Below are 22,968 nucleotides of genomic sequence, written 5' to 3'. Positions count from 1 at the left end.
TTTATTTTTCAGTTACTTTTATATCCGTACCTAACCGTTGTAAGTAAGCTATTATGGCAATAATTTCTCGGTCATTTAGCACGTCTACCTCACTTTGTTTCAAATCGTCTACAATAGATTTCGCTTGCTGTAGCAGGTCTTTATTTGCGTAATTTTCATACTCCTTCGGGTAGGGAACGCCCAATTTACGCATGGCTGTAATTTTTGCAGCGGTACTCGCCGTATCTATTTTTTGATTGATCAACCAGGGATAAGGAGGCATAATACTCCCTGGTGAGGTGAGGGTAGCATCTAGCAAATGGTCATAGTGCCATTTATTTGGGTATTTTTTACCAACACGATGCAAATCGGGCCCTGTGCGTTTTGATCCCCAAAGAAAGGGGTGGTCATAGACAAATTCGCCCGCCTTACTGTACTCTCCGTATCGAACGGTTTCTGAGCGAAAGGGACGAACGGTCTGTGAGTGACAATTAACACAACCTTCTCGGATATAAATATCCCGACCTTGCAGTTCTAAAGGCGTGTAGGGCTTCACGCTACTGATGGTAGGAACATTCGATGAAATCATGAAAGTTGGCATCATTTCAACCATACCACCGATCAGTATAACAATAAGGGCAATGACCATAAAAAGTGCCGGTTTACGTTCCAGTCTTCTATGAATTGATTTCTCATTCGTATGGACGGGAGGAAGCGCCATCGCTTCTGCCGGTTCATTGGCAATTAATTTCCCCTTCTGCATGGTACGAATAAGGTTATAGGTCATTAGTAAAGCACCGCTAAGGTATAAAGCACCACCTATTGCCCGCAACATATGCATAGGAAGGATCTGTAGAGTCGTCGACAGAAAAGTGGGATATTTCAACACACCCTCTGGCGTAAATTCCTTCCACATAAGCCCTTGAACGACCGCGGCCCAGTACATTGGTATGGCATAAAAGAGAATACCGAGGGTACCAACCCAAAAATGCACACTAGCCATTTTTTTAGAGTGTAAAGTCGTGCCATATATCTTCGGAATAGCCCAATATAAAATGGCAAAGGTCATGAAACCATTCCAACCCAATGCACCTACGTGCACATGTGCTACAATCCAATCGGTAAAGTGCGCAATTGCATTTACCTGTTTTAAAGAGAGCATCGGTCCTTCAAAAGTTGCCATGCCATAAGCAGTTAGCGCAACCACCATAAATTTTAGAGTAGGTTCCGTACGTACCTTATCCCAAGCACCTCTCAAGGTCAATAAACCATTAATCATACCGCCCCAGCTTGGAGCGATCAGCATGATCGAAAACACAACACCTAACGATTGGGCCCAACTTGGCAAAGAGGTATACAGCAAATGGTGTGGCCCGGCCCATATATAGATAAATATGAGCGACCAAAAGTGGAGTATGCTTAGTTTATACGAGTAAACCGGTCTGTTCGCCATTTTTGGAAGAAAATAGTACATCATACCTAAATAGGGTGTTGTCAGAAAAAAAGCCACGGCGTTATGGCCATACCACCATTGTACCAGTGCATCTTGTACTCCTGCATATAAATAATAACTTTTCCAAGCAGCAATCGGTAATTCAACGGAGTTTACGATATGAAGCACTGCAATCGTTACGAAGGTTGCTATATAAAACCAGATGGCAACATACATATGACGCTCGCGTCTTTTGATAATCGTTCCGAACATATTGATGCCAAATACGACCCAGATAAGCGTTATCGCAATGTCAATTGGCCATTCAAGCTCAGCATATTCGTGTGAAGTGGTGAAACCGAGCGGTAAAGTGATCGCGGCTGCGAGAATAATCAATTGCCAGCCCCAAAAGTGAATACGGCTCAATAAATCGCTATACATACGGGCCTTGAGAAGGCGCTGTAGGGAGTAGTAGACGCCCATGAAAATTCCGTTACCGACAAAGGCGAAAATAACGGCATTGGTATGTAGAGGTCGTATTCTTCCGAAGGTTGTAAAGGGTGTATTAAAATTCATGAAAGGCCAGACTAATTGTACTGCTACGAGAAGTCCGACAGACATGCCTACAATTCCCCAGAAAATAGTGGCTATACCAAAATTTCTTACAATTTTGTTATCGTAATTGAATGTTTCAAGCTGCATAGTTTAGTATTTTTACGGAGGTAAAAGTACGATGGTCCAAATAGCCGACGAGTGATATTGATCGGACTAAAAGGTGATTGTTATCACTTATTTAATTCGCTCTCATCTACCCCTTTTTCGTTTTCTTGCCCATCGAAAATAACATCATCTTCGAAAAGAATACGTATGGCCGGGGTGTAGGTATCATCGTGTTGTCCATTCTTATTCGCCCAAAAAAAAGCGCCTAAAAAGAATAACGCGATGAACACACTACAAGCTATCAAAAAGAATATTGCGCTCATTACAAAGTATATTTACGAGCATAAAGCCTGGTTGTCAAACTGGTGAAACTAATAATGGTGATGGTGCTTAAAGGCATTAAAATCGCAGCTAACAAGGGCGATAGATTGCCTTGTGTCGCGAAATACATACCCACTATATTGTATAGAAGGGAAATAGCAAAACTACAGTAAATAATATGCATTGCTTTTTTTGAAAATCCGAGAAACCGACAGAACTTACTAAAAGATGTTCCGCTCATAATGGCATCACAAGCCGGTGAAAAATTATTAACATCATCACTCACCGCTAGTCCTAAATCAGCACACTTGAGGGCTCCTGCATCATTTAAACCATCACCGATCATCGCAACTTTTTTTCCATTTTGCTGTAAGCCGCTTATGTAATGCAACTTGTCGGCCGGTAGCTGATTAAAATTCAAATAATCTCGCTGAGGAAAAATAGACGATAAGGCGCTTGAATCTCGATCAACATCCCCTGATAACAAATGTAGTTCGTACGAACTGCTGAGTGCTTTGATAAGCGATTCCAGTCCATCTCGCCATTTTTGCTCCATGGAGAAAACACCTCTTACATGTCCACCAATTCGTACATAGGTGCCAGGCCCTTTATAGAACTGCTCATCGGTACCAACAACAAAAGAATAACTTCCGATTAAAACTTCCTTATTTTTTATGATCGCCCGTATTCCCTTTCCCGGTATTTCAGCATAAGAGCTTATCGGCAACATTTCGCAAGTACCCTGTAATGATTGAACTATTTTACGACTGAGTGGATGGTTGGAATTTCGACATACAGAAAACACCATGGATGCTTCCGTAGCTGGCAAGCTACCTTTGAATGGGAGTTCCTCCTGATGAAGCGTACTGATGGTCCCTGTTTTGTCAAACACCAGCGTGTCGATCCCCGCCATTTTTTCAATAGCCAAGGTATCCTTCATAAATAGACCATTCCGATCAAAAACGCTAAGTACCGCTGATAGCGTAAACGGTGAGCTTAAAGCCAGTGCACAGGGACAACCGATAATGAGAACGGCCGTAAAGGCCGACCATGCTCGCCCGGGTTCGCCTATGTAAAACCAAAAAAATAAGCTTATAAAAGCAATCAATAAGAGAATGGGTGTAAAATAACGACTGATTTTATTGCTGAACGATTGAAAGGAAACTTGCCCTTTCTTATTTTTCTGATCATTCCAAAGGCTTGTTAAATAACTTTGTGACACGGGTTTCACCACCTCCAATTCAATTGCTTGTTCGGTTTGTTTGCCACCTGCATAAATAATTTCGCCAAGTATTTTATCAACAGGGTTTGATTCACCAGTGACAAAACTGAAATCAATACAGGCAGCTCCTTTTAACAAAATCGCATCTGCCGGAATAATTTCATTGTTTCTGATCAAAATACGATCACCAACCTGTAACGCGGACAATGCCACTGTTTTTTCTTCGCCTGCATCAATTTTGGTAACCGCTACCGGAAAGTAAGATCGGTAGTCTCTTTCAAATGAAAGATGATGATACGTCTTTTGTTGTACCCATCGCCCAATCAGTAAAAAGAATAGTAAGCCACAAAGTGTATCGGAAAACCCAGCTCCCGAGCCAGTTAAAATCTCCCACACAGAGCGAAGAAAAAGAACGATTATACCTAAAGTGAGCGGAATATCTAAGTTTAGACGCCCTTGCCGGATACTTTTAATACTAGAAACGAAATAATCTTGCCCGCTATAGAGCATAATGGGCAAGGTAAAAAGCAAATTGACAACACCAAATAGCTGGGCATAGTTTCTCTCAAAAGTCCCTAGTCCAAAATACTCCGGAAAACTGATCATCATTGAATTGCCAAAACAAAAACCCGCAACAGCTATTTTTCTCACCAGTCTATTGCTGTCTTTTTTCTTCCTTTTCGACGATGTGTCTTTCAGGGTAATGATCGGTGCATAACCGATTTCTGTGAGTAGTTCAACTAGTTGCTTTAGTTTTATGATGTCGTGGCAAAATGTAATACGTACCTCTTTCCGTAGAAAATCGGCACGTGTGTTGGTTATACCTCGATGAAGCTTATGAAGTTTTTCCAATAACCATATGCAAGAACTACAATGTATAGTAGGGACATAAAAAGTAACGACGGCTATATGATCATCTTTATAGTCCAACAAGCTATTTGCGATGCTTTCATCTGCCAAATAAAAGTACTGGCTCTTATCTTTACGGACGGAGATGCCTGGATGTGTATTGTACTTGTAATAATGCGTAAGTTTATGCTGGTTTAATACCTGATAAACGCTTTTGCAACCTAAGCAACAGAAATCATGGCCGTCAACCTCATAATTCGCTTTTACAACTACGTCACCACAATGGAAACAATGCTGTTCCTTTTGTATGTCCTTAAGCGGGGTCATATCTTATACAGCTTTACTAAATAATGGTTTATTTGCCGTTTCAGCATGATGATATTCGTCAAAAGCCATACAAATAACGCGTAGGAATGACTTACCAAGATCTGTTACAATCAGTTCTTTTGCTCCAAGTAAAACTAAACCATCTGCAATAAGCGGTTTTAGCCTTTTTAGAACTCCCGGTGAACCTTGTACGTCAGACAAAGGAAGCCTACCTTCACACATTAGGCGAAGTATCTGTTTTTTTACGGAAAGATCGTGCTCCGTTTGTAAATGGCCTTTTTGAAGCGGAAACTGTCCTTTTTCGACCATGCCTCGGTATTCTTCTACTGTTTTTACATTTTGGGCGTAGGCTGTTCCTACATCACTGATCGCCGAAACACCCAGTCCCAATAGGAGGGAAGGCCTGATATCGGTATACCCCATAAAGTTGCGATGAAGTTTACCTACTCTAGCTGCAAGTGCTAAACTATCGGTCGGAAAAGCAAAGTGGTCCATGCCAATATCTATGTAGCCCGCATTTACAATCATCTCCTTTCCAACATAATAGAGTTCCAATTTTGCTTCATCCGATGGCAGATCATCTTCCGTATATAGGCGCTGCCCTGGTTTCATCCATGGAACATGCGCATAACTATAAAAAGCGATTCGATCCGGATGCATAGCGATAGTCATTTGAATGGTGTCTTTAATCCGCAACAAAGATTGCTTTGGTAAGCCATAAATAAGATCAAAATTGATCGATGTATAACCGATTCGTCTTGCTTCTTGCGTAACACGAATAACGTCCGCAGGGCTTTGTTTTCTATTGATTATACGTTGCACTTCGGCGTCAAAATCCTGAATTCCTAAACTTAAACGTCGAAACCCCAGCGCAAACAATGCATCCAGGTGTTCACGTGTTGTATTTGCAGGGTGGGCTTCAAAAGAAAAAGCTGCATGTTCATCAACATGCGCATACTGGATAATTTCTTTGATGAGATAGCTTAAGTTCTCCGGACTAAAAAAAGTTGGGGTTCCACCTCCTAAATGAAGATCTACAATTTTTGGTTTTACGCTCATTTGTGCCAAATACAGTTGCCATTCTTGAAGTACCGAATCGATATAAGGTCTCTCAACGCTATGATTTTTTGTAATCCGTGTATTACAACCACAATAGGTACATAATCGCTCACAGTAGGGTAGATGTATATACAAACTGATTTCACCGGCCACATTAGCGGCAACTCGCATAGCTGATACCCACTGGTCAACTGTCCAATCAGTAGTTACCCAATATGGGACAGTCGGATAACTCGTATAACGCGGTGCAGCTATATTATATTTTTTCGCGCAGTTGATCAATTGCTTTTCCATACTACTTTGCTAGATTTCTTCTGTATTATGTTTATTCGTACTAATGCAGTCATGACAGCAACAGGCACGGCCGACACAGCGGCCAGCCTCCCATAAATCTAAATTGTGAATGGTCTGTTTGGCTGTATTTTCAATCGACTGATCGTTGCTGGGATTATTGGCTACTTTAATACCTAGTTCCGCAGCACTTGCTAAGTCGATATGGGCAGTTGATTTCGATCGGGTGATCACATTCTTTACGCCCATTTGTTTGAGAGAAATAAGTAAGGACTTGTCCAAAACATCTGTTCCGGAAATAATAATAACAGTCTTTCCTGCGCAATAAGGTAGAGTGGAAGCATTCAACGCATTCGAAATAAGCGTTAAATCATGCGTTTTGGCATTTGATCGAACAAGGTGTTCTTTTTCATCGACATTTATACTGTAAGCGGTGGCTTTCATAGTGCTGATTCGTTATCGCTATTTTTATAGCGCCTAAACAAAGCTAAATTGAATCGAGCACGAACACGATGAATCCTGTCATACAAAAAAGTAATATTCATTACTTTTTTGTATGACAGGATAAACACACTTCAATAATTATTGTTTAATGGTACTCAGCTTAGAAATGGAATGAATACGAATTGCATTCCCCTCTTTTGAAAGTAATTTTTCCTCTTTAAAATCCGCTAAGGTCCGGCTAATCGTTTCATTAGCTGTTCCCGCGAGGGCTGCCAGATCATCCCTGGAAATACGGATCACACATTCGTCGGCATTTTGGTCTCCTAAAAATTTTTTCGATACAACCACCAAGGCATCGGCAACCCTTTTTCGTACGGTGTGATAGGCCAACCGTAATAATTGCTCCTCCTTTTCCCGTATGTTTTCAGAAAGTAAACCAATAAATTTCTGAGCAATGGCCGGATTTTGGTATAGCAGCTCAAAAAATACATCCTTATTAATCAAACATAGTTCCGTTTCCTCAATCGTTTGGGTATTATCAGAATATTTTTCGTGTGCCAAAAGTGCCTCATAACCAAAGTAATCCCCCGTTGTAAAGATATTAGTAGATAATTCGCGTCCATCATGATAAAAGAGATAGCTCCTAACTTTTCCGGATTTAACCTTGTAGATATAAAGTGGTTTATCCCCTTCCTCATAAATGCTCTGCTTTTTTTTATAATTTTTTGCCCTTCCTTTAAGATGCAAATCGTTGAGGAGATGATTTTGATCTTCTTCACTTGCTATATGCAAGGGCTTCCTTTTATCAGTAATCTCCTTCTTTCTAAGTCTCGTTTCGATCGCATTAAGCAATTCTACATCATCAAAAGGTTTCGTCAGGTAATCATCGGCCCCCATTTCCATTGCTTTTCGCATATCGGCACGCTCTGCCTTTGCTGTAAGGAAAATAAAGGGAATGCTTGCAGTTTCCTGATGCTTTCCTAACAGGAACAAAACACCGTAACCATCCAGGTTAGGCATCATAATATCGCAAAGTATAATATCAGGTTTATTTTTTAGCGCCAGTTCAACACCTGATCTGCCTTCTGTAGCACTAAACACCCGATACCCGGCCAGTTCCAAAATCTCCACTGTGCTTTCTCTAATATCATCGTTATCTTCAATGATCAATACGTTTTTCATGAAAACTATTTTTTATCTGCTTACCAAAGACATGAAACCATTAACTAATTAATTTTTAAAGATCAATGTAAAAGTCGTTCCTTTATTAACTTCGCTCTTACACATTACTTCACCTTTCATTAAATGTACGTATCGCTTTACGATATTCAATCCAAGCCCCGTCCCTGGAATATTTCCTGTGTTATTCGCTCTAAAAAAGGGTTCAAACAGGTTTTTTTGTTCATCAAATGGAATTCCTATCCCATTATCTTTGATCGTAATAATACAGGAATCTCCGTTTATTTCGCTATTAAACTCAATAAACGTGTTTTCACCCGAATATTTAATAGCGTTTGAAATGAGATTAAGAATGCTATTCTTAAGAAGATTTGGGTCGATCCGAAATTTGCCAATCTCGCCGGTATGCTGGTAAACAATATGTTGATTCTGCTTTGCCAAAAGCTGCATTTCTTCAATAATATCTTCTGCTAATCTGATTAAATTGACTTCTTCCTCAACAGCAGTGACTTTTCCTGCTTCCAGACGTTCCAAGGATAGAAAATCGTTGAGAATATTCGTAAGCAATTGAACGGACCCTTTAATTTTGTTCGTATGCTTGGTAATATTATCAAAATCATGTTTGTCCAGATACTTTTCAATTAAAGATGCTGAAAGTTGTACGGAGCTAAGGGGAGTTCTAAATTCATGAGAAGCCATAGAAACAAATCGGGATTTCATTTGGTTAAGATCCTTTTCCTTTTCTAAAGATAGGCTAACATCCGCTTTAGCTTCCTCTAACTCACCAATCAGTTTAATAAGATCCTTGGTTCGTTCTGTAACCTTCATCTCTAGTTCCGCGGTATATTCTTTCAATTTCTCTTCAGCCTCTTTTTGCTTAGAAAGATCATGAATAAAACCCGTAAAGATTTTCCGATCTTTATAATTCACTTCACTTACTGCTAAACGAAACGGAAAGGTCGTCCCATCTCGACGTTTTCCTCTTACTTCACGACCTATTCCTATAATATGTTTTACACCGGTCGTCAGGTAATTGTGGATATATGAATCGTGCCGACTGCGGTCGGGTTCGGGCATTAACATCGAGATATTATTACCAATGATTTCGCTGTTATCGGAGTAACCGAATAAGGCCATAGCAGCCGGATTGATTGACTCTACAATCCCTTTGTTGTCAATTGTAATAATACCATCAATCGCATTGCGAATAATCGCCTCAAGTAATTTCCCTGTTTCCATATAAGCACCTTAAGCACCCAATATAAACACTTTTACCGTAACAAAAAAGGCGCGTTGAAACGCGCCTTCCGATTTCTTTCAAGTGCAAAATTTTATTTTTTATTTTTGCCCGCTTGTTGTTGCTGACGCATATACTCTTCCATTCTTTTTTGGAAGGTTGATTTTTTACTTGCCTCAGGTTTCTTTTTATTGGCTTGTATCATCGCGTGTATCTTCTCATCATTAATTGATTGTCTAATGAAGAACTGTATTACAAACGTTAAACAGGTCGATAAGAAGTAGTAATAATTAAGACCCGCAGGATAACTATTCAATACAAAGAAAAATATTAATGGCATAAAATAACCGATATATTTCATTTGTCCTGTTGCTCCGGACACCATATTGTTATACCAGGTGGATAGTAGCGTGGCACAAGTCATCAATATACACATTAAACTAATGTGATTTATATTGATGATCGGGATCATCGGAAAATTAACTATTGAATCGTAGGTTGACAGATCTTTCATCCATAAAAAACTTTCCCCCCTCAGTTCAAAAAGATTAGGAAAGAAAAAGAAGAAGGCGATCATGAAAGGCATTTGTAAAAGCATCGGAATACAGCCTCCCATCGGATTCACACCGGCTTGTTTGTAGAGTTTAAGATATTCCTGCTGTAATAATGTTTGGTTATCTTCACCTACCTTTGCTTTAATCTCATCCATTTCAGGCTTCAGTACCCGCATTTTAGCCATCGAAACATAGGACTTATAGGTAAGCGGAGAAAGTACAATCTTTAATAATACCGTCAACACCAAAATAATGAGACCATAGTTCCAATTAAAGCCTTCCAATAGGTTAAACACTGGTAGCGTAATAAAGCGGTTGATCCATTTCATTGGTCCCCAACCCATATTGATCTGCTTTTCCAAATCGTGTCCTTGATCCTTTAATATGCTGAACTTATTAGGTCCAAAGTAAAAAGACATTGGATACGTATTAACGTCCTGTCTGTTAAAATCAAGGCTCATATTAGCAGCAAACGATTTTACAATTTCGTCACTATTAACAGTGCTTACCTTAAGCGTACCTCCATTAAAGCTATTCTTTGCGATCAAGACATTAGAAAAGTAATGCTGCTTAAAGGATATCCAATCAGTTTTTCCTACATCCTTTGTTTCATCCTTGGTGGTACTTAATTCATTAACATCGCCGTCAAATTCCTTAAAGTAAGCGGTCGAACGATTCCGCTCATCCTTCATATCTTTTTCTTTCTGCGGAAGATCGGCTTGCCAATTCAGTACTAATTTAGTCTCGGTAGGAGCCACCACATCTTGCATACCTTTGGTTACAATGGTAAATCCTAACTGATGGCTGTTACCTTTCAGGCTATAGACATAGTCGATATATTTATTCTCAGCATAAGACAGTCGCATAACCAAAGAAGCCGAATCCGTATTCTCTACCACAATGGGCTCTTTAGCCTGCGGAATAAAATAAAGGTCATTCGTATTAATGTTGACACCGGCCGTTGAAAACTGTAAACCAAAGCGATTTTTGTCACCTCCAAATAATACCAAAGGTTTTCCAAGGTAATCTTTTTCTCCTTTTACTTCAACAGATTTAACGCGGCCACCCTTTGTACTGATTGTTGCTTTGATAAATTCATTTTCAAGTGAAATAAGTTCTTCGTTTCCTACTTTCGCGCCACCAAAAGGACCCGACATTTGCGTCGAATCTACTGTAGAGGCCTCTAAACCTTGTTGTGCTGCAAAAAGACTATCCGTCGTTTTTTTTGTTTCAGGACTTTTGGCCTGCGCTATGGAATCCTGTAGCTGTTGTTCCTTTTTAATCTCCTCTTCCGAGGGTTTCATAAAAAATACCGAACCTGCCAAGATGATCATAATCAGGAACAGGCCAGTAAAGGTATTTCTATCCATCTTTTAATATTACTGAATCAGTCTAAAATATATTTATTGAAATTGACTATATTTATTTCAAATTGTTACCGTTTCCCCGCTTTTATTAAAGAAGCGGCCACAAAGTTAACAAAAAGTGGGTGAGGATTTGCTACTGTAGACTTTAATTCCGGATGAAATTGTCCACCCACAAAAAATGGATGGTCTTTCAGTTCGATGATTTCCACCAAATTATTATCCGGATTGATACCCGATGCAATCATGCCCGCTTTTTCATACTGTTTTAGATAGTCATTGTTAAATTCATAACGATGTCTATGTCGCTCACTGATACGCTGCTTCCCATAAATGGCAGACGCTTTGGTACCTTTTTTTAGCTCACAGGGATAGGCCCCAAGACGCATAGTTCCTCCCATGTTTTTTATATTTTTTTGATCTTCCATTAAGTTAATAACCGGATGTTTGGTTTTTTTATCCATCTCATAACTATTGGCATCTTTCAATCCTAATACATTTCTTGCAAACTCGATCACCGCTACCTGCATGCCCAAGCAAATACCAAAAAACGGAATATTATTTTCCCGCACATATTTGATAGCAGCAATTTTGCCTTCCAAGCCACGCTCTCCAAAGCCGGGAGCCACCAATACGCCATCTAAGCCCTTTAATTTCTCTTCAACATTGTCGTTATTAACACTCTCTGCAGCTATGCTTCTTACCGTTACCTTACATTCGTTCTGAGCGCCTGCGTGGATAAAGGATTCATTGATTGATTTGTATGCATCCGGAAGCTCCACATATTTACCCACCAAACCTATTTTAACCTCTGCGGTTGGGTTTTTCACTCTTCCCAGAAAGGCCTTCCAGTTCTCTAAATCAGGTTCATTTTTATTGGAAAGCTTAAGTTTCGCCAGTACGGTTTTATCAAGCTGCTCTTTCAACATTAAAAGCGGAACATCATAAATCGATGAGGCGTCAGCCGATTCAATAACAGCATTAATGTTTACATTGCAGAACAAGGCAATTTTTTTCCGGATATCATGACCTATACGATGCTCGGTTCTACACACCAAAATATCAGGCTGTATACCATACTCCAATAGCATCTTAACCGAGTGTTGGGTTGGTTTTGTTTTGAGTTCGCCCGCAGCAGCAAGATAAGGCACAAGAGTCAAATGGATTACCAGCGAGTCATTGTTGCCTAGTTCCCAACGCAATTGCCTTACCGCTTCTATAAATGGCAACGATTCAATATCTCCTACGGTGCCTCCTAATTCGGTGATAACAATATCGTATTCTCCTGTCTCGCCCAGCAGACGCATCCGACGTTTAATTTCATCGGTGATATGAGGTACCACTTGAACCGTTTTACCAAGATAGTCGCCCGCACGCTCCCGTTCAATCACATGCTGGTAAATACGACCGGTTGTCACATTGTTAGCTTGTGATGTCGGTGTATTCAAAAATCGCTCATAGTGCCCTAGGTCAAGGTCGGTCTCCGCACCGTCTTCAGTCACATAACACTCGCCGTGTTCATAGGGATTCAAGGTACCTGGATCAATATTAATGTATGGATCAAATTTTTGAATAGTAACCCGGTATCCTCTCGCTTGAAGTAGTTTTGCTAATGAAGCTGAAATAATACCTTTACCTAAAGATGAAGTAACACCGCCCGTAACAAAGATGTATTTGGTCATGATATAAAAAATGGAAATTATTGCTGTTTATTTATGTAATGCAATTACAGCATGTTCTTGTACGGGGTACAAAAGTAGAATTTTTTTTGGTCTTTTTTGTCATATATTGATTAATTCTTAGCAAATATCGTAAGTAGTTGAGTTGTTGAATGGTTAAGTAAGGGAGTCGTTAATTAGCCGACGGGATGAATAGCCGACGTGATAATTAGCTAATGGGATAATTAGCCGATGTGATAATTAGCCAATGGGACGATGGGCTTGTATACGTTTAAGCTTACTGCTTATAACTTGAGGCTTAATATAAAGCTGGTTGCCGATAGCTAAAAAGTGGCAGTTGCGGTGGCACAAGCTTAAAGCTTATAGCTTATAACCTATGGCCTAATACCTAAAGCCAATAGCTTATCAAAATAATTTACTATTTTTACGGTCATAATCAAAACGATACATTTTGGATTTTAGTGAATTTAATTTTGATGACAGGCTTTTAGAGGGGCTCATGAGTATGGGTTTCAAGATACCCACCCCCATCCAACAGCAAGCAATACCTGTCATCGCGGAGAAACATGATCTTATAGCCTGCGCACAAACCGGCACCGGAAAAACGGCGTCTTATTTATTACCTTTAATGGATGCCATTTGCAAAAATGACGATCGGCCATCAATAAGTGCGCTCATTTTAGCGCCGACGCGTGAGTTGGCTTTACAAATTGATCAGCAGATTCAAGGCCTGGCTTATTTTACGGGAATAACATCAATTGCCGTATACGGTGGAGGAGATGGTGTTGGTTATGAACAGCAACGGCGCTCATTAAAAGAAGGGGTAGATATCGTTATTGCTACCCCCGGGCGACTTATAGCTCATATGTCATCGAGCACTGTTCGGTTGGAAAAAATAGACTTCTTGATTTTGGACGAAGCGGATCGTATGCTGGACATGGGTTTCAAGGACGACATATTAAGGATTGTGAGGCAACTGCCGGAACAAAGACAAACGTTGCTATTTTCAGCAACCATGCCACAGAAGATACGCTTATTCGCAAAGGCCTTACTGAAAAATCCGCAACAAGTTAATATAGCCATTTCTCAACCTGCCGAAAAAATAAAACAACAATATTACAGAACCTTCGATGAACAGAAAGTAACGCTTCTAAAGCATATTTTATCTACCGATAGTTTTTATAGTATTATTATTTTCTGTAGCACGAAAGAAAATGTAAAGCTTCTAGAAAAAGAGTTATTTAAAAATGACCTGAAGGTCCGGTCTTTTCACTCAGACTTGCAGCAAGACGAACGCGAACAAATTTTACTTGATTTTAAAAACCGAAAATTAAATATATTGGTGGGCACCGATGTGCTTTCACGAGGAATTGATATCGAGGGAATCGATTTGGTCGTTAATTACGATGTGCCGGGTGATCCGGAAGACTATATTCATCGCATAGGTCGAACGGCCAGAGCAGAGCGAACAGGAACGGCTATTACTTTTGTTAATAACAGAGACTTCAGAAAGTTATTGTCTATTGAAAAAATGATGGACAGGACAATCGAAGAAGTTCAGCTTCCTGAATTTATCGGAGAAGGACCACAGATTATTCCTATCCAGAACAAAAAAAGGAAAAAGAAACGATCAAATTTCAAAAAGAGAAACGATAAATTTCGAAATAAGCGTACAGCAGTCGGAGGCGATAATGAAGATTCTAAAGCATCTTAAAATCTTGGCCTTATACGGTTTATGTTTAAAAGGTTATTAAAAAAAATACATTTAGGAATTTATATTTTTTGGGTTGTCTTTTTTTTTGTGCTGTTTTATCCGGTTTTATGGGCAGCGGCAAAAAATCAGCAAAAAAATTTCTCCTTGATAGGCCGTATTCGTAAACAAATCGCCTGGCTAAGTACGTTTCTAAGCGGATTCTATTTTAGGATCAAAATATCCGAAAATATGGATTGGAGCCGCCCATATATTATTTGTTCAAATCATACTTCCATTCTGGATATTTCGGCGTTAGCAATCCTCTGCAAGCAGGATATTCTATTTATGGGAAAGGCAGAACTGCTAGAGAACCCGATCACTCGTATGTTTTTCAAGACGATTGATATTCCGGTTGATAGAAATAGTAAGATATCTTCCTACAGAGCTTTTAAAGCAGCTCAACAAAAATTAGCAGAAGGTAAAAGCATTATCATTTTTCCCGAAGGGAAAATAGACGACACCTATCCCCCCGTCTTACAGCCATTTAAAAACGGGCCTTTTAGGTTGGCCATCGAAAATCAAGTTGCTGTACTTCCAATAGTTATTCATAATCTATGGAAACTTCTATGGGATGAAGGAGCTACGGGTAGCCGGCCCGGTCGTTGTTTGATAGAAGTACTGAAACCAATAGAAACGCAGGATTTTGGCGTTGATGATACTGACGCACTTAGAGATCATACACACGCCTTATTTAAGGCCCACTTAAATTCCGATATTTAGTGTAACAAAAGAATGCTTTCGAAGTCTCATCTATATATCATTAACAATTTATGTCATCACCGCTCATAGATATCAAAGAAATAGGAAGAAAATATGTCATTGGAGCCGAGACCATTCACGCACTAAAATCCGTAACCCTTCAAATTAATAAGGGCGAATTTGTTGCGCTCATGGGCCCTTCAGGCTCAGGCAAATCTACTTTGATGAATATCTTAGGCTGCTTGGACACGCCCACAAGGGGCGAATATGTCTTAAATGGTATAAAAGTAAGTGATATGACAGACGATGAACTGGCAGAAGTACGCAATAAAGAAATTGGATTTGTTTTTCAGACGTTCAATCTGCTGCCCCGTTCTACCTCATTGGACAATGTTGCACTTCCTTTAATATACGCTGGCCTAAGTAAAACAGAAAGAATTGAAAAAGCTCAGAAAGCGTTAGAAAGTGTAAATTTGGGAAACCGTGTGGATCATAAACCTAACGAATTGTCGGGCGGACAAAGGCAACGTGTAGCGATTGCCCGTGCTTTGATAAATGATCCTTCCATTATTCTCGCAGACGAACCGACTGGAAATCTCGACACAAAGACTTCCGTTGAAATTATGGGCTTATTGGAAGAAATTCACTCTAAAGGTAATACCATTGTCTTGGTAACCCACGAGGAAGATATCGCGCAACACGCCCATCGTATTGTCCGTATGAGAGATGGTCTGATAGAAGATGATTATCCAAATCCCGAAATTAAGAACGTATCTCCTCGCTTAGCAGCACTAAAGGAAAAGGGCTCTGATTTCGAAGGAATCTAACCGATTGCATTGCTTATTTTAATACGCCCGTCTCCTCTAAGTAAGTCTACTTGGAGTTTTCAGGCACGCGCAATGTATGATCATCAAAACAATGAACTTAACCAACGTAAAGTGAAAATATACACAAAAACCGGAGATACTGGATTGACCTCCCTGATAGGAGGTACCAGGGTACCAAAACATCACTTGAGAGTGGAATGTTATGGTACGATAGACGAACTGAACGCTTACATTGGCCTAATTCGGAGCTATGAAATAAGTAACGACTTGAAAGATGAACTATTAGAAATACAGTACTTGCTTTTTGCAATTGGAGCTTTACTCGCTGCGGATCCTGAAAAATCAAAAATGAAACTATACAATATTGCGAATGATGATGTTAAATTTTTGGAAAGGGCGATTGACCGCATGGACCATGAACTTAAACCATTAAAGAACTTTATACTTCCCGGAGGCAATACCGTCGTCTCACATGTACACGTTGCGCGCTGTATTTGCCGGAGAGCAGAACGTATTGTTGTTCATTTAGCCGCTTCATCTGAAGTATCGGGAAGTATTATTATCTATCTTAATCGTCTAAGCGACTATCTTTTTGTTTTAGCAAGGAAAATTGCCAAAGACAGCAATACGCAAGAAGTAATCTGGAATCCTCGTTAGCACTTTAAATTGATCTGATTCGGATTTAGATTTCCTATTACAGCCAAGGTTACGGGTTAGGGTAGTAGATCGTTATTTATAGTTTAATACACTGGATTCCTTCGTTATTTTAATTGTTTAACTTTATGCAGATCCTTCGGTTCGTCAATAGCTACTGTTTCGACCAGCGTTTCCGCTGTTTTAATACGATAACCATTTTCTATCCAGCGTAACTGCTCCAAGGATTCCGCCTTTTCCAGACTCGAAATCGGAAGTGCCGTTAAAAGCTTTAATATTTCGCAACGGTATCCATAAATACCAATATGCTTATAGAATTTATGATGATCAAGCCATTTTTCTGTCGGAACTCCTCTTAAAAAGGGTAAGGTCGCGCGACTAAAATAGATCGCTTCTCGATCCATATTTAGCAACACTTTAGGGCTGTTATTATTAAACAGCTCCTCATGGTCTCTTATTTCCTTCACAAGTGTCGCAATCTGCGTCTCCTTATCTTCAAAACAGCTCGCCAGCAAATCGATTTGGGCGGGATCTATATAAGGCTCGTCTCCCTGTATATTAATAGCAATATCGAAAGAATTCTCTTTAGCAATCACTTCTGCACAACGATCCGTTCCGCTTTGGTGCGAACTTGCCGTTAAGATTACATTACCGCCGAAGTTTTGCACATGATGAGCGATCCGCTCGTCATCCGTTGCTACCACCACACGTTTGAGGGAAGAAGCCTTAAGCGCCTGTTCATAGACCCGCCGGATCATACTTTTTCCGTTAATATCTATTAATGGCTTGCCTGGAAACCGTGTCGACGCATAACGCGCGGGAATAATACCTATAATGTTCATTTTCTATAGTATCAAGTAGTAAGATAAAAGTAACCAGACTCGATGCACAAACATTCATTGTCTTGCATCTTATGTCTTTATATCTTGCATCTGTTAGAACAATCCATTGAGATTCTTTTCAATTTCCTGGATAACAAAACCAAGATCCTCCGGATTATTCGCAAAATCCAACTTATCCTTATCCAGAATAAGCAGCTTGCCTTCCTTATAACCACTGATCCATTTTTGGTATTTGTCATTCAGCTTAGAAAGGTAATCCAAGCGAATGCCTGCTTCATAGTCACGACCCCTAAGCTGTATATTATCAACTAAGGTGGGGACTGAAGCCTTTAGGTAAATCAATAAATCAGGAGCCTTAATAAAAGAAACGATACTCTCGAATATATTACTATAGTTTTGAAAATCGCGCGTGGTCATTAATCCCATGTCATGCAAGTTCTCGGCAAAAATATAAGCATCTTCATAAATAGTACGGTCTTGAATAATGTTAGCGTTTCTTTTTTGCAGTTCAACAATATGGCGAAAGCGACTATTGAGAAAAAAGATTTGAAGATTAAAAGACCAGCGTTTCATGTCACTATAAAAATCCTCTAGATAAGGGTTGTCTTCGACCTCTTCAAATTGCGGCTCCCAACCCAAGTGTTTAGCTAACAAACCGGTCAAAGTTGTTTTGCCTGCGCCTATATTTCCTACAATCGCTATATGCATTTTTTGTTATTCGTTACAAGTTATTTGTTATTCGTTGCTTTATCTACCAACCTCTTTATGCTCTTGTCTTCTTAAAACTCTTTAAATCCAATGATTTCCCTTACATCCTTGATGGTTCTTTTAGCACTTTCCCTCGCTTTTTCCGCACCCATAGCGACAACTCTTCGAATATACGCTGTATCAGCTTCTATCTCTTCAATTCGTGAGCGCATGGGTTCCGTAGCTATTACCATGTCTTCTGCCAACTGTTTCTTAAAATCTCCGTATCGTATCTGGCATTTGTTATAGAGGTCGTCAAAATGCGCAACTGTATCAGCAGATGAAACAACTTTCATTAAGTCAAATAAATTCTGTATTTCTACGGGCTTTACTTGATTTTCCTCCGTTGGACCGCTATCGGTGACGGCACGCATGACTTTCTTACGAATCGCCTCCGGCTTATCTGATAAATAGATGCAATTAGCATCTCCTTCTGATTTACCCATTTTTCCTTTACCATCCAAACCGGGTATTTTCACCAAATTATGACTATAGCTAAAAGCAAAAGCCTCCGGAAAATAATCATGCTTGTACATTCTGTTAAAACGATTCCCAAAGGTACGCGTCATTTCCAAATGCTGTTCCTGATCCTTTCCAACCGGTACCTTGGTGGCTTTATGCAATAGAATGTCGGCCGCCATCAAGACAGGATAGGTGAGTAATCCCGCATTAACGTTATCCGGATTGGCGCGCACTTTATCCTTGAAAGAGGTAGCTCGTTCCAATTCACCCAAGTACGCGTTCATATTTAAATAGAGATATAATTCAATAACTTCCGGTACGTCCGACTGAACATAAATGGTGGCCTTCTCAGGATCGATACCCGCTGCCAAATATTCTACAACAACCTGTTTCACATTGCCATGTAAGTTATCGGGAGTAGGATGGGTTGTTAATGAGTGTAAATCAGCAATAAAGAAAAAGCAGTTGTATTCTTCCTGCATTTTGATAAAGTTCTTAATTGCGCCATAGTAATTTCCTAAGTGTAATTTTCCGGTGCTCCGGATTCCACTGACAACTGTTTCCATATAGGGGCGAAAATAAAGAATTCTTCCTATATTTTATCTATAAAAGTAAAACCATCCATTGAGATCTGACTTGTCGAAATCGAAGTTTTCATTGCAAATTAACGGGGACTAATACCGTTTAAAGGGAACTCGTTATGCAGAAAAATCCATTTAATTTTCTTCGATTTCTTCGTAAAAGGAGAGAAGGTGAATATTTTTACTACTTTTGGCTGTTTTTTGAAGATCCCTTATGACACCGCAAGAGCTTAAAGAATATTTTGACAGCAATCCGCCACCCTTTGAAGTAGAATGGAAACCGTGGGCGAAGGTTATTAATACAAAAAAATTTTTAGAAGCTTGCTATACTGCTATTAGTGTTTACAAGGGCAATTACCAAAACTGTCCTGATTACTGGCACTTGTTGGAATTTTACAATCATATAATCGGCCAAAAAGCCGATAATTAGCACTATCGGTTTTTTGGCCGATTATTACTTCTTTGGAGGGCAATAAAAGATTATATATATTAGCAATAATTACCTTCTTTCGTTTTATTCTGACAAGAAATCATACGGTGAACTACATCCGTAAGATGACCAAGGGTAAAGCTCCTTGGTCAATTATTCGAATTTGACAACACTGTTTGCTGTATGCCATCTCCCTATGGTAGACGAAGAAATAGGAATTACCTTTAAAGAGCGCAATGTATCTACTTAGAAAATTACTAATATACACTCTTTGCATCCTCTGCCATATCCCTGCTTTTAGCCAGGAGGTTATGAATATTAAAAAAATAGCAGACGAGGCACTTGAACAATCGAAGGTGGCCTCTTTAAAGCGGCTCATAGCGGATGCGGATCTGACGCTAAAAGTTCAGGCCTTGTCGGTGACAGATAATCCACCCATGCCAGCCAGTAAAGATATACATGATTATTACAGTTGGTCGCCGTACAGTTGGCCTAATCCGAACGCTAAAGATAGTTTATCGTATATCACCAAAGATGGAGAGACAAACCCCGAAACCGAAAAAGTGTCTGATAAACCATTGCTTCGCAAAATGTCGGTCTCAGTTCATACATTGGCACTTGCTTATCATTTTACAAAAGATAAAAGATATGCACAAAAATCCGCTGAATTGATTAGGACGTGGTTCTTAAATCCTAAAACCAAAATGAATCCCAACTTGAATTTTGGTCAGTGTAAACCAGGTGTAGAAGTGGGCACGCCCACAGGCATTATTGATTCGAGATGGTTCATACTGGTGATTGATGCTCAAGAGATGCTTCAAGGAGCTGATGTGTTCCAAGAAGCAGAAAGAAGGGAACTGAAAGTATGGTTCAATACCTTTTTGAATTGGCTGTTAACCAGTGAAATTGGAAAAGAGGAAGGGAAGAAGAAAAACAATCACGGAACTTGGTATGCTGCCCAAACGGCTTATTATGCTTTATATACCGGCGATAACCAACTAGCGACAAAAATAGTTAGCGATAGCAAAAAGTTTTTTGACACCCAGATCGATTCAATGGGTCGGCAGATATACGAACTGAACCGCACTAAATCCTACGATTACAGTTTGTATAATGTGCATGCGTTGATAACCTTGGCAAAGGTCGGTAGTAAAGTTGGCATTGACTTATGGCATTACAATACGGACAATGGAAATTCTAAAAATATATTAGAATCCATTAAATACCTTGCAGGCTTTGTCGAGCCTGGTTCGATATGGCCGTTTAAACAAATTACCGATAAAGCTATTAGCCTGGATGTTGATGATGGCGGTCATTTTTCCGTCTATTATCCTTATGATCTATACAGCGCGCTATTATCTTATTATCACGTGTATAAAGATGCATCGCTGCTGCATTTATTAAGGAAATTAAGTGAGGGGGTAGCGAAAGAAAATCGGGCAAATCTTTTAGTTTTCAGGAAATAACACATAGACGAAAATCTCCAACTTCAGGCGGTGTGTAGTCTATAATCTTTCTGTCCGCATCCCTGCTAAATGAAAAAAGTCTCAGTTTTCACTGAGACCTTATGTACCCCGGAAGGGATTGTCGGCGTCCCTGTTGGCCCGCACTCGACCCGCCGAGAAAGTGTTCGAACCCGACCGACCCTTCTGTTCGCATCCCTTTTAAATGACAAAAGTCTCAGTTTTCACTGAGACCTTATGTACCCCGGAAGGGATTCGAACCCCTGACCCACGGTTTAGAAAACCGTTGCTCTATCCAACTGAGCTACCGAGGCATGCTCCCTAAAAGCGATGCAAAGCTAATAAAATCTTTTATTTCCTACACATTTTAGACAAATATTTTTTCAAAAATAGGCCTCTAAATATTCCTTTAAGGCTTTTGCATTGTTATGTTCTTTATTATGAGCAGCATAAAGCAAGGTAATCACTTCATGCTTCTTTAACTCGTTAATGATTTCTTTTGATTCACTATTGCCACTGATCTCTCGATAATAATCTCTTTTAAATTCATCCCAACTTTCCGCATCTTGATGATAACGTTTCCTCAAGTCCGTTGAAGGTGCTAAATTTTTCAACCATTCATCAATTTGCGCACGTTCTTTTTTAATACCTCGTGGCCATAGCCGATCAACCAAAATCCGATAACCATCCGATTTATCGGGTTCATCATAAATGCGTTTTATTTTAAAGCTGGGCATATCCTTTATATTTTCGAATCAACTTATTAACAGTTATTCGGTCGCATTGTGTTGAACCTAACCTACACAACCGATTGCATGTAACCGAAAGTGTTCAGCATACACAATTATTTCATATAACTCTTGTATATCTTCCAAAATATGACTTATTTAGTGGACTAATCAATGCAAAACTAATTAAGCAGAGCCAATTAAAACAACAAATGAATAGAAAACTTGCCATTTTATCCATTCTAACATTCACAAGTTTCACTCTTTCCGCCCAAGAAGTAGCAGACTATACGCAAGCCATCAACGGAACCAAACTTAGCTTTCCGATGAAGGCCATTCCGAAAGGAGGTTTTAAAATGGGAAGCGAAAATGGAAATCCTGATGAAAAGCCTGTTCACGAAGTATCCTTAGATGCCTTTTGGATAGGTGTTTACGAGGTTACTTGGGATCTTTTCGAACCTTTCCTTTATAAGGATTACGAAGTGACCCAAAGCATAGATGGAAAAGTTCCGGCCAAGGTAGATGCCGTTACCCGTCCTACAAAACCTTACTTAGACATGACTTTTGGCATGGGTAAAGAGGGACATCCGGCAATCGCCATGACCCACTATAATGCCATACAATTTTGTAAATGGCTCTATGAACGAACCGGGGTATTCTATCGACTACCTACTGAAGCAGAGTGGGAGTATGCTTGCAGGGCCGGTAGTACAGGAAGCTATACTTTTGGAGATGACGCGAGCAAGCTGAGCGAATATGCATGGTTTACGGACAACAGCAATGGAACGACACATAAGGTAGGAGAGAAGAAGCCAAATGCATGGGGATTATATGATATGCATGGCAATGTATCGGAATGGACCTACGATCAATATGATGAGCAGTTCTATGCGTCGTCACCGGCTAAAAACCCGGTAAATAAACCAACTAAGTTATATCCCCACAGCGTACGTGGCGGCGCCTACGACGACGAAGCGGCTGCATTGCGCTCGGCAGCTCGCTTTGCTTCCGATCCGGCCTGGAAACAATTGGATCCACAGATACCAAAAAGCAATTGGTGGTTTCCGGAAGCACCTTTTGTCGGTTTTCGCTTGGTACGACCCGCTGTCCAGCCTGCTAAAGCCGAAATTGAAGCTTACTACAACCAAGCGCCTATACCAGATAAATAATCAATTAACAGATATA

Annotated in this window: 20 protein-coding genes and 1 tRNA gene; 7 read left to right on the top strand and 14 right to left on the bottom strand. The window is 39.9% G+C overall.

Annotation, left to right across the window (positions count from 1 at the left end):
• Position 1: 1 nt before the first annotated feature.
• The 9 genes from ccoN to ACH11B_RS19175 all read right to left on the bottom strand — a co-directional run bounded on the left by ccoN (position 2) and on the right by ACH11B_RS19175 (position 12,600).
• Positions 2–2,113 (bottom strand): cytochrome-c oxidase, cbb3-type subunit I, encoded by a 2,112-nt coding sequence (gene ccoN, locus ACH11B_RS19215; protein WP_377608987.1) that lies wholly within the window; start codon positions 2,111–2,113, stop codon positions 2–4.
• A gap of 83 nt (positions 2,114–2,196) precedes the next feature.
• Complete coding sequence (ccoS, locus tag ACH11B_RS19210; protein WP_013666783.1) at positions 2,197–2,394, bottom strand: cbb3-type cytochrome oxidase assembly protein CcoS; 198 nt, start codon at positions 2,392–2,394, stop codon at positions 2,197–2,199.
• Positions 2,394–4,790, bottom strand: a complete 2,397-nt coding sequence (locus ACH11B_RS19205) for a heavy metal translocating P-type ATPase metal-binding domain-containing protein (protein WP_289553061.1) — start codon at positions 4,788–4,790, stop codon at positions 2,394–2,396. The genes ccoS and ACH11B_RS19205 overlap by 1 nt, the downstream gene beginning before the upstream one ends.
• Positions 4,791–4,793: 3 nt before the next feature.
• The gene (gene hemN / locus ACH11B_RS19200) at positions 4,794–6,143 is read right to left on the bottom strand and encodes an oxygen-independent coproporphyrinogen III oxidase (protein ID WP_130857717.1); all 1,350 of its coding nucleotides are present in this window, start codon (positions 6,141–6,143) and stop codon (positions 4,794–4,796) included.
• Positions 6,144–6,152: 9 nt separating this feature from the next.
• Positions 6,153–6,584: a lactate dehydrogenase gene (locus ACH11B_RS19195; RefSeq protein WP_130857718.1), complete on the bottom strand. Its 432-nt coding sequence runs from the start codon at positions 6,582–6,584 to the stop codon at positions 6,153–6,155.
• A 138-nt stretch (positions 6,585–6,722) separates the two neighbouring features.
• On the bottom strand, positions 6,723–7,766 hold the full coding sequence (locus tag ACH11B_RS19190; RefSeq protein ID WP_149105705.1) for a response regulator: 1,044 nt from the start codon (positions 7,764–7,766) through the stop codon (positions 6,723–6,725).
• Between the two features lie 48 nt (positions 7,767–7,814).
• Positions 7,815–9,002 (bottom strand): PAS domain-containing sensor histidine kinase, encoded by a 1,188-nt coding sequence (locus ACH11B_RS19185; protein WP_130857720.1) that lies wholly within the window; start codon positions 9,000–9,002, stop codon positions 7,815–7,817.
• 92 nt (positions 9,003–9,094) lie between these two features.
• Entirely contained in the window at positions 9,095–10,924 is a 1,830-nt protein-coding gene (yidC, locus tag ACH11B_RS19180) for a membrane protein insertase YidC (RefSeq protein WP_130857721.1), read from the bottom strand.
• Between the two features lie 65 nt (positions 10,925–10,989).
• The gene (locus tag ACH11B_RS19175; RefSeq protein WP_013666776.1) at positions 10,990–12,600 is read right to left on the bottom strand and encodes a CTP synthase; all 1,611 of its coding nucleotides are present in this window, start codon (positions 12,598–12,600) and stop codon (positions 10,990–10,992) included.
• Positions 12,601–13,048: 448 nt separating this feature from the next.
• Between ACH11B_RS19175 and ACH11B_RS19170 the strand changes: the two genes are divergently transcribed.
• The 4 genes from ACH11B_RS19170 (at position 13,049) to ACH11B_RS19155 (ending at position 16,533) form a co-directional block, all read left to right on the top strand.
• Positions 13,049–14,311 carry a DEAD/DEAH box helicase gene (locus ACH11B_RS19170; protein ID WP_013666775.1) on the top strand — a complete coding sequence of 421 codons (1,263 nt, stop codon included), beginning with the start codon at positions 13,049–13,051 and terminating at the stop codon, positions 14,309–14,311.
• A gap of 21 nt (positions 14,312–14,332) precedes the next feature.
• Entirely contained in the window at positions 14,333–15,070 is a 738-nt protein-coding gene (locus tag ACH11B_RS19165; RefSeq protein WP_013666774.1) for a 1-acyl-sn-glycerol-3-phosphate acyltransferase, read from the top strand.
• Positions 15,071–15,120: 50 nt separating this feature from the next.
• A complete protein-coding gene (locus ACH11B_RS19160; RefSeq protein ID WP_013666773.1) occupies positions 15,121–15,876 on the top strand; it encodes an ABC transporter ATP-binding protein in 756 nt (251 codons plus the stop codon).
• Between the two features lie 111 nt (positions 15,877–15,987).
• The gene (locus ACH11B_RS19155) at positions 15,988–16,533 is read left to right on the top strand and encodes a cob(I)yrinic acid a,c-diamide adenosyltransferase (RefSeq protein ID WP_041388404.1); all 546 of its coding nucleotides are present in this window, start codon (positions 15,988–15,990) and stop codon (positions 16,531–16,533) included.
• Positions 16,534–16,637: 104 nt separating this feature from the next.
• Here ACH11B_RS19155 and kdsB read toward each other — a convergent pair whose 3' ends face one another.
• From kdsB to trpS, 3 genes are all read right to left on the bottom strand, one after another.
• A complete protein-coding gene (kdsB, locus tag ACH11B_RS19150) occupies positions 16,638–17,372 on the bottom strand; it encodes a 3-deoxy-manno-octulosonate cytidylyltransferase (protein ID WP_013666771.1) in 735 nt (244 codons plus the stop codon).
• Between the two features lie 93 nt (positions 17,373–17,465).
• A complete protein-coding gene (locus ACH11B_RS19145; RefSeq protein WP_013666770.1) occupies positions 17,466–18,080 on the bottom strand; it encodes a deoxynucleoside kinase in 615 nt (204 codons plus the stop codon).
• Between the two features lie 71 nt (positions 18,081–18,151).
• The gene (trpS, locus tag ACH11B_RS19140) at positions 18,152–19,147 is read right to left on the bottom strand and encodes a tryptophan--tRNA ligase (protein ID WP_013666769.1); all 996 of its coding nucleotides are present in this window, start codon (positions 19,145–19,147) and stop codon (positions 18,152–18,154) included.
• Positions 19,148–19,376: 229 nt separating this feature from the next.
• Here trpS and ACH11B_RS19135 point away from each other — a divergent pair, with 229 nt between their 5' ends.
• Positions 19,377–19,592, top strand: a complete 216-nt coding sequence (locus tag ACH11B_RS19135) for a DUF6965 family protein (protein WP_013666768.1) — start codon at positions 19,377–19,379, stop codon at positions 19,590–19,592.
• 311 nt (positions 19,593–19,903) lie between these two features.
• Positions 19,904–21,058: an alginate lyase family protein gene (locus ACH11B_RS19130; protein WP_377608990.1), complete on the top strand. Its 1,155-nt coding sequence runs from the start codon at positions 19,904–19,906 to the stop codon at positions 21,056–21,058.
• Between the two features lie 237 nt (positions 21,059–21,295).
• On the opposite strand, the gene ACH11B_RS19125 is transcribed toward ACH11B_RS19130, so the two are convergent.
• Positions 21,296–21,369 (bottom strand) — tRNA-Arg (locus ACH11B_RS19125).
• 69 nt (positions 21,370–21,438) lie between these two features.
• Positions 21,439–21,792: a DUF488 domain-containing protein gene (locus tag ACH11B_RS19120; RefSeq protein WP_130857723.1), complete on the bottom strand. Its 354-nt coding sequence runs from the start codon at positions 21,790–21,792 to the stop codon at positions 21,439–21,441.
• Between the two features lie 203 nt (positions 21,793–21,995).
• Here ACH11B_RS19120 and ACH11B_RS19115 point away from each other — a divergent pair, with 203 nt between their 5' ends.
• The gene (locus tag ACH11B_RS19115) at positions 21,996–22,952 is read left to right on the top strand and encodes a formylglycine-generating enzyme family protein (protein ID WP_377608993.1); all 957 of its coding nucleotides are present in this window, start codon (positions 21,996–21,998) and stop codon (positions 22,950–22,952) included.
• Positions 22,953–22,968 lie beyond the last annotated feature (16 nt).

It is taken from the genome of Olivibacter sp. EAT-5 (assembly GCF_044784325.1).
GTDB lineage: Bacteria > Bacteroidota > Bacteroidia > Sphingobacteriales > Sphingobacteriaceae > Olivibacter > Olivibacter oleidegradans.
The sequence above is the reverse complement of the archived record's forward strand: the minus strand, read 5'-3'. Positions and strand labels throughout refer to the sequence as shown.

What these genes read in the sequence shown, in the direction of transcription:
- ccoN (WP_377608987.1), bottom strand. Translation starts at nt 2,113, where the DNA reads ATGCAGCTTGAAACATTCAATTACGATAACAAAATTGTAAGAAATTTT.
- ccoS (WP_013666783.1), bottom strand. Translation starts at nt 2,394, where the DNA reads ATGAGCGCAATATTCTTTTTGATAGCTTGTAGTGTGTTCATCGCGTTA.
- ACH11B_RS19205 (WP_289553061.1), bottom strand. Translation starts at nt 4,790, where the DNA reads ATGACCCCGCTTAAGGACATACAAAAGGAACAGCATTGTTTCCATTGT.
- hemN (WP_130857717.1), bottom strand. Translation starts at nt 6,143, where the DNA reads ATGGAAAAGCAATTGATCAACTGCGCGAAAAAATATAATATAGCTGCA.
- ACH11B_RS19195 (WP_130857718.1), bottom strand. Translation starts at nt 6,584, where the DNA reads ATGAAAGCCACCGCTTACAGTATAAATGTCGATGAAAAAGAACACCTT.
- ACH11B_RS19190 (WP_149105705.1), bottom strand. Translation starts at nt 7,766, where the DNA reads ATGAAAAACGTATTGATCATTGAAGATAACGATGATATTAGAGAAAGC.
- ACH11B_RS19185 (WP_130857720.1), bottom strand. Translation starts at nt 9,002, where the DNA reads ATGGAAACAGGGAAATTACTTGAGGCGATTATTCGCAATGCGATTGAT.
- yidC (WP_130857721.1), bottom strand. Translation starts at nt 10,924, where the DNA reads ATGGATAGAAATACCTTTACTGGCCTGTTCCTGATTATGATCATCTTG.
- ACH11B_RS19175 (WP_013666776.1), bottom strand. Translation starts at nt 12,600, where the DNA reads ATGACCAAATACATCTTTGTTACGGGCGGTGTTACTTCATCTTTAGGT.
- ACH11B_RS19165 (WP_013666774.1), top strand. Translation starts at nt 14,333, where the DNA reads ATGTTTAAAAGGTTATTAAAAAAAATACATTTAGGAATTTATATTTTT.
- ACH11B_RS19160 (WP_013666773.1), top strand. Translation starts at nt 15,121, where the DNA reads ATGTCATCACCGCTCATAGATATCAAAGAAATAGGAAGAAAATATGTC.
- kdsB (WP_013666771.1), bottom strand. Translation starts at nt 17,372, where the DNA reads ATGAACATTATAGGTATTATTCCCGCGCGTTATGCGTCGACACGGTTT.
- ACH11B_RS19145 (WP_013666770.1), bottom strand. Translation starts at nt 18,080, where the DNA reads ATGCATATAGCGATTGTAGGAAATATAGGCGCAGGCAAAACAACTTTG.
- trpS (WP_013666769.1), bottom strand. Translation starts at nt 19,147, where the DNA reads ATGGAAACAGTTGTCAGTGGAATCCGGAGCACCGGAAAATTACACTTA.
- ACH11B_RS19135 (WP_013666768.1), top strand. Translation starts at nt 19,377, where the DNA reads ATGACACCGCAAGAGCTTAAAGAATATTTTGACAGCAATCCGCCACCC.
- ACH11B_RS19130 (WP_377608990.1), top strand. Translation starts at nt 19,904, where the DNA reads ATGAATATTAAAAAAATAGCAGACGAGGCACTTGAACAATCGAAGGTG.
- ACH11B_RS19120 (WP_130857723.1), bottom strand. Translation starts at nt 21,792, where the DNA reads ATGCCCAGCTTTAAAATAAAACGCATTTATGATGAACCCGATAAATCG.
- ACH11B_RS19115 (WP_377608993.1), top strand. Translation starts at nt 21,996, where the DNA reads ATGAATAGAAAACTTGCCATTTTATCCATTCTAACATTCACAAGTTTC.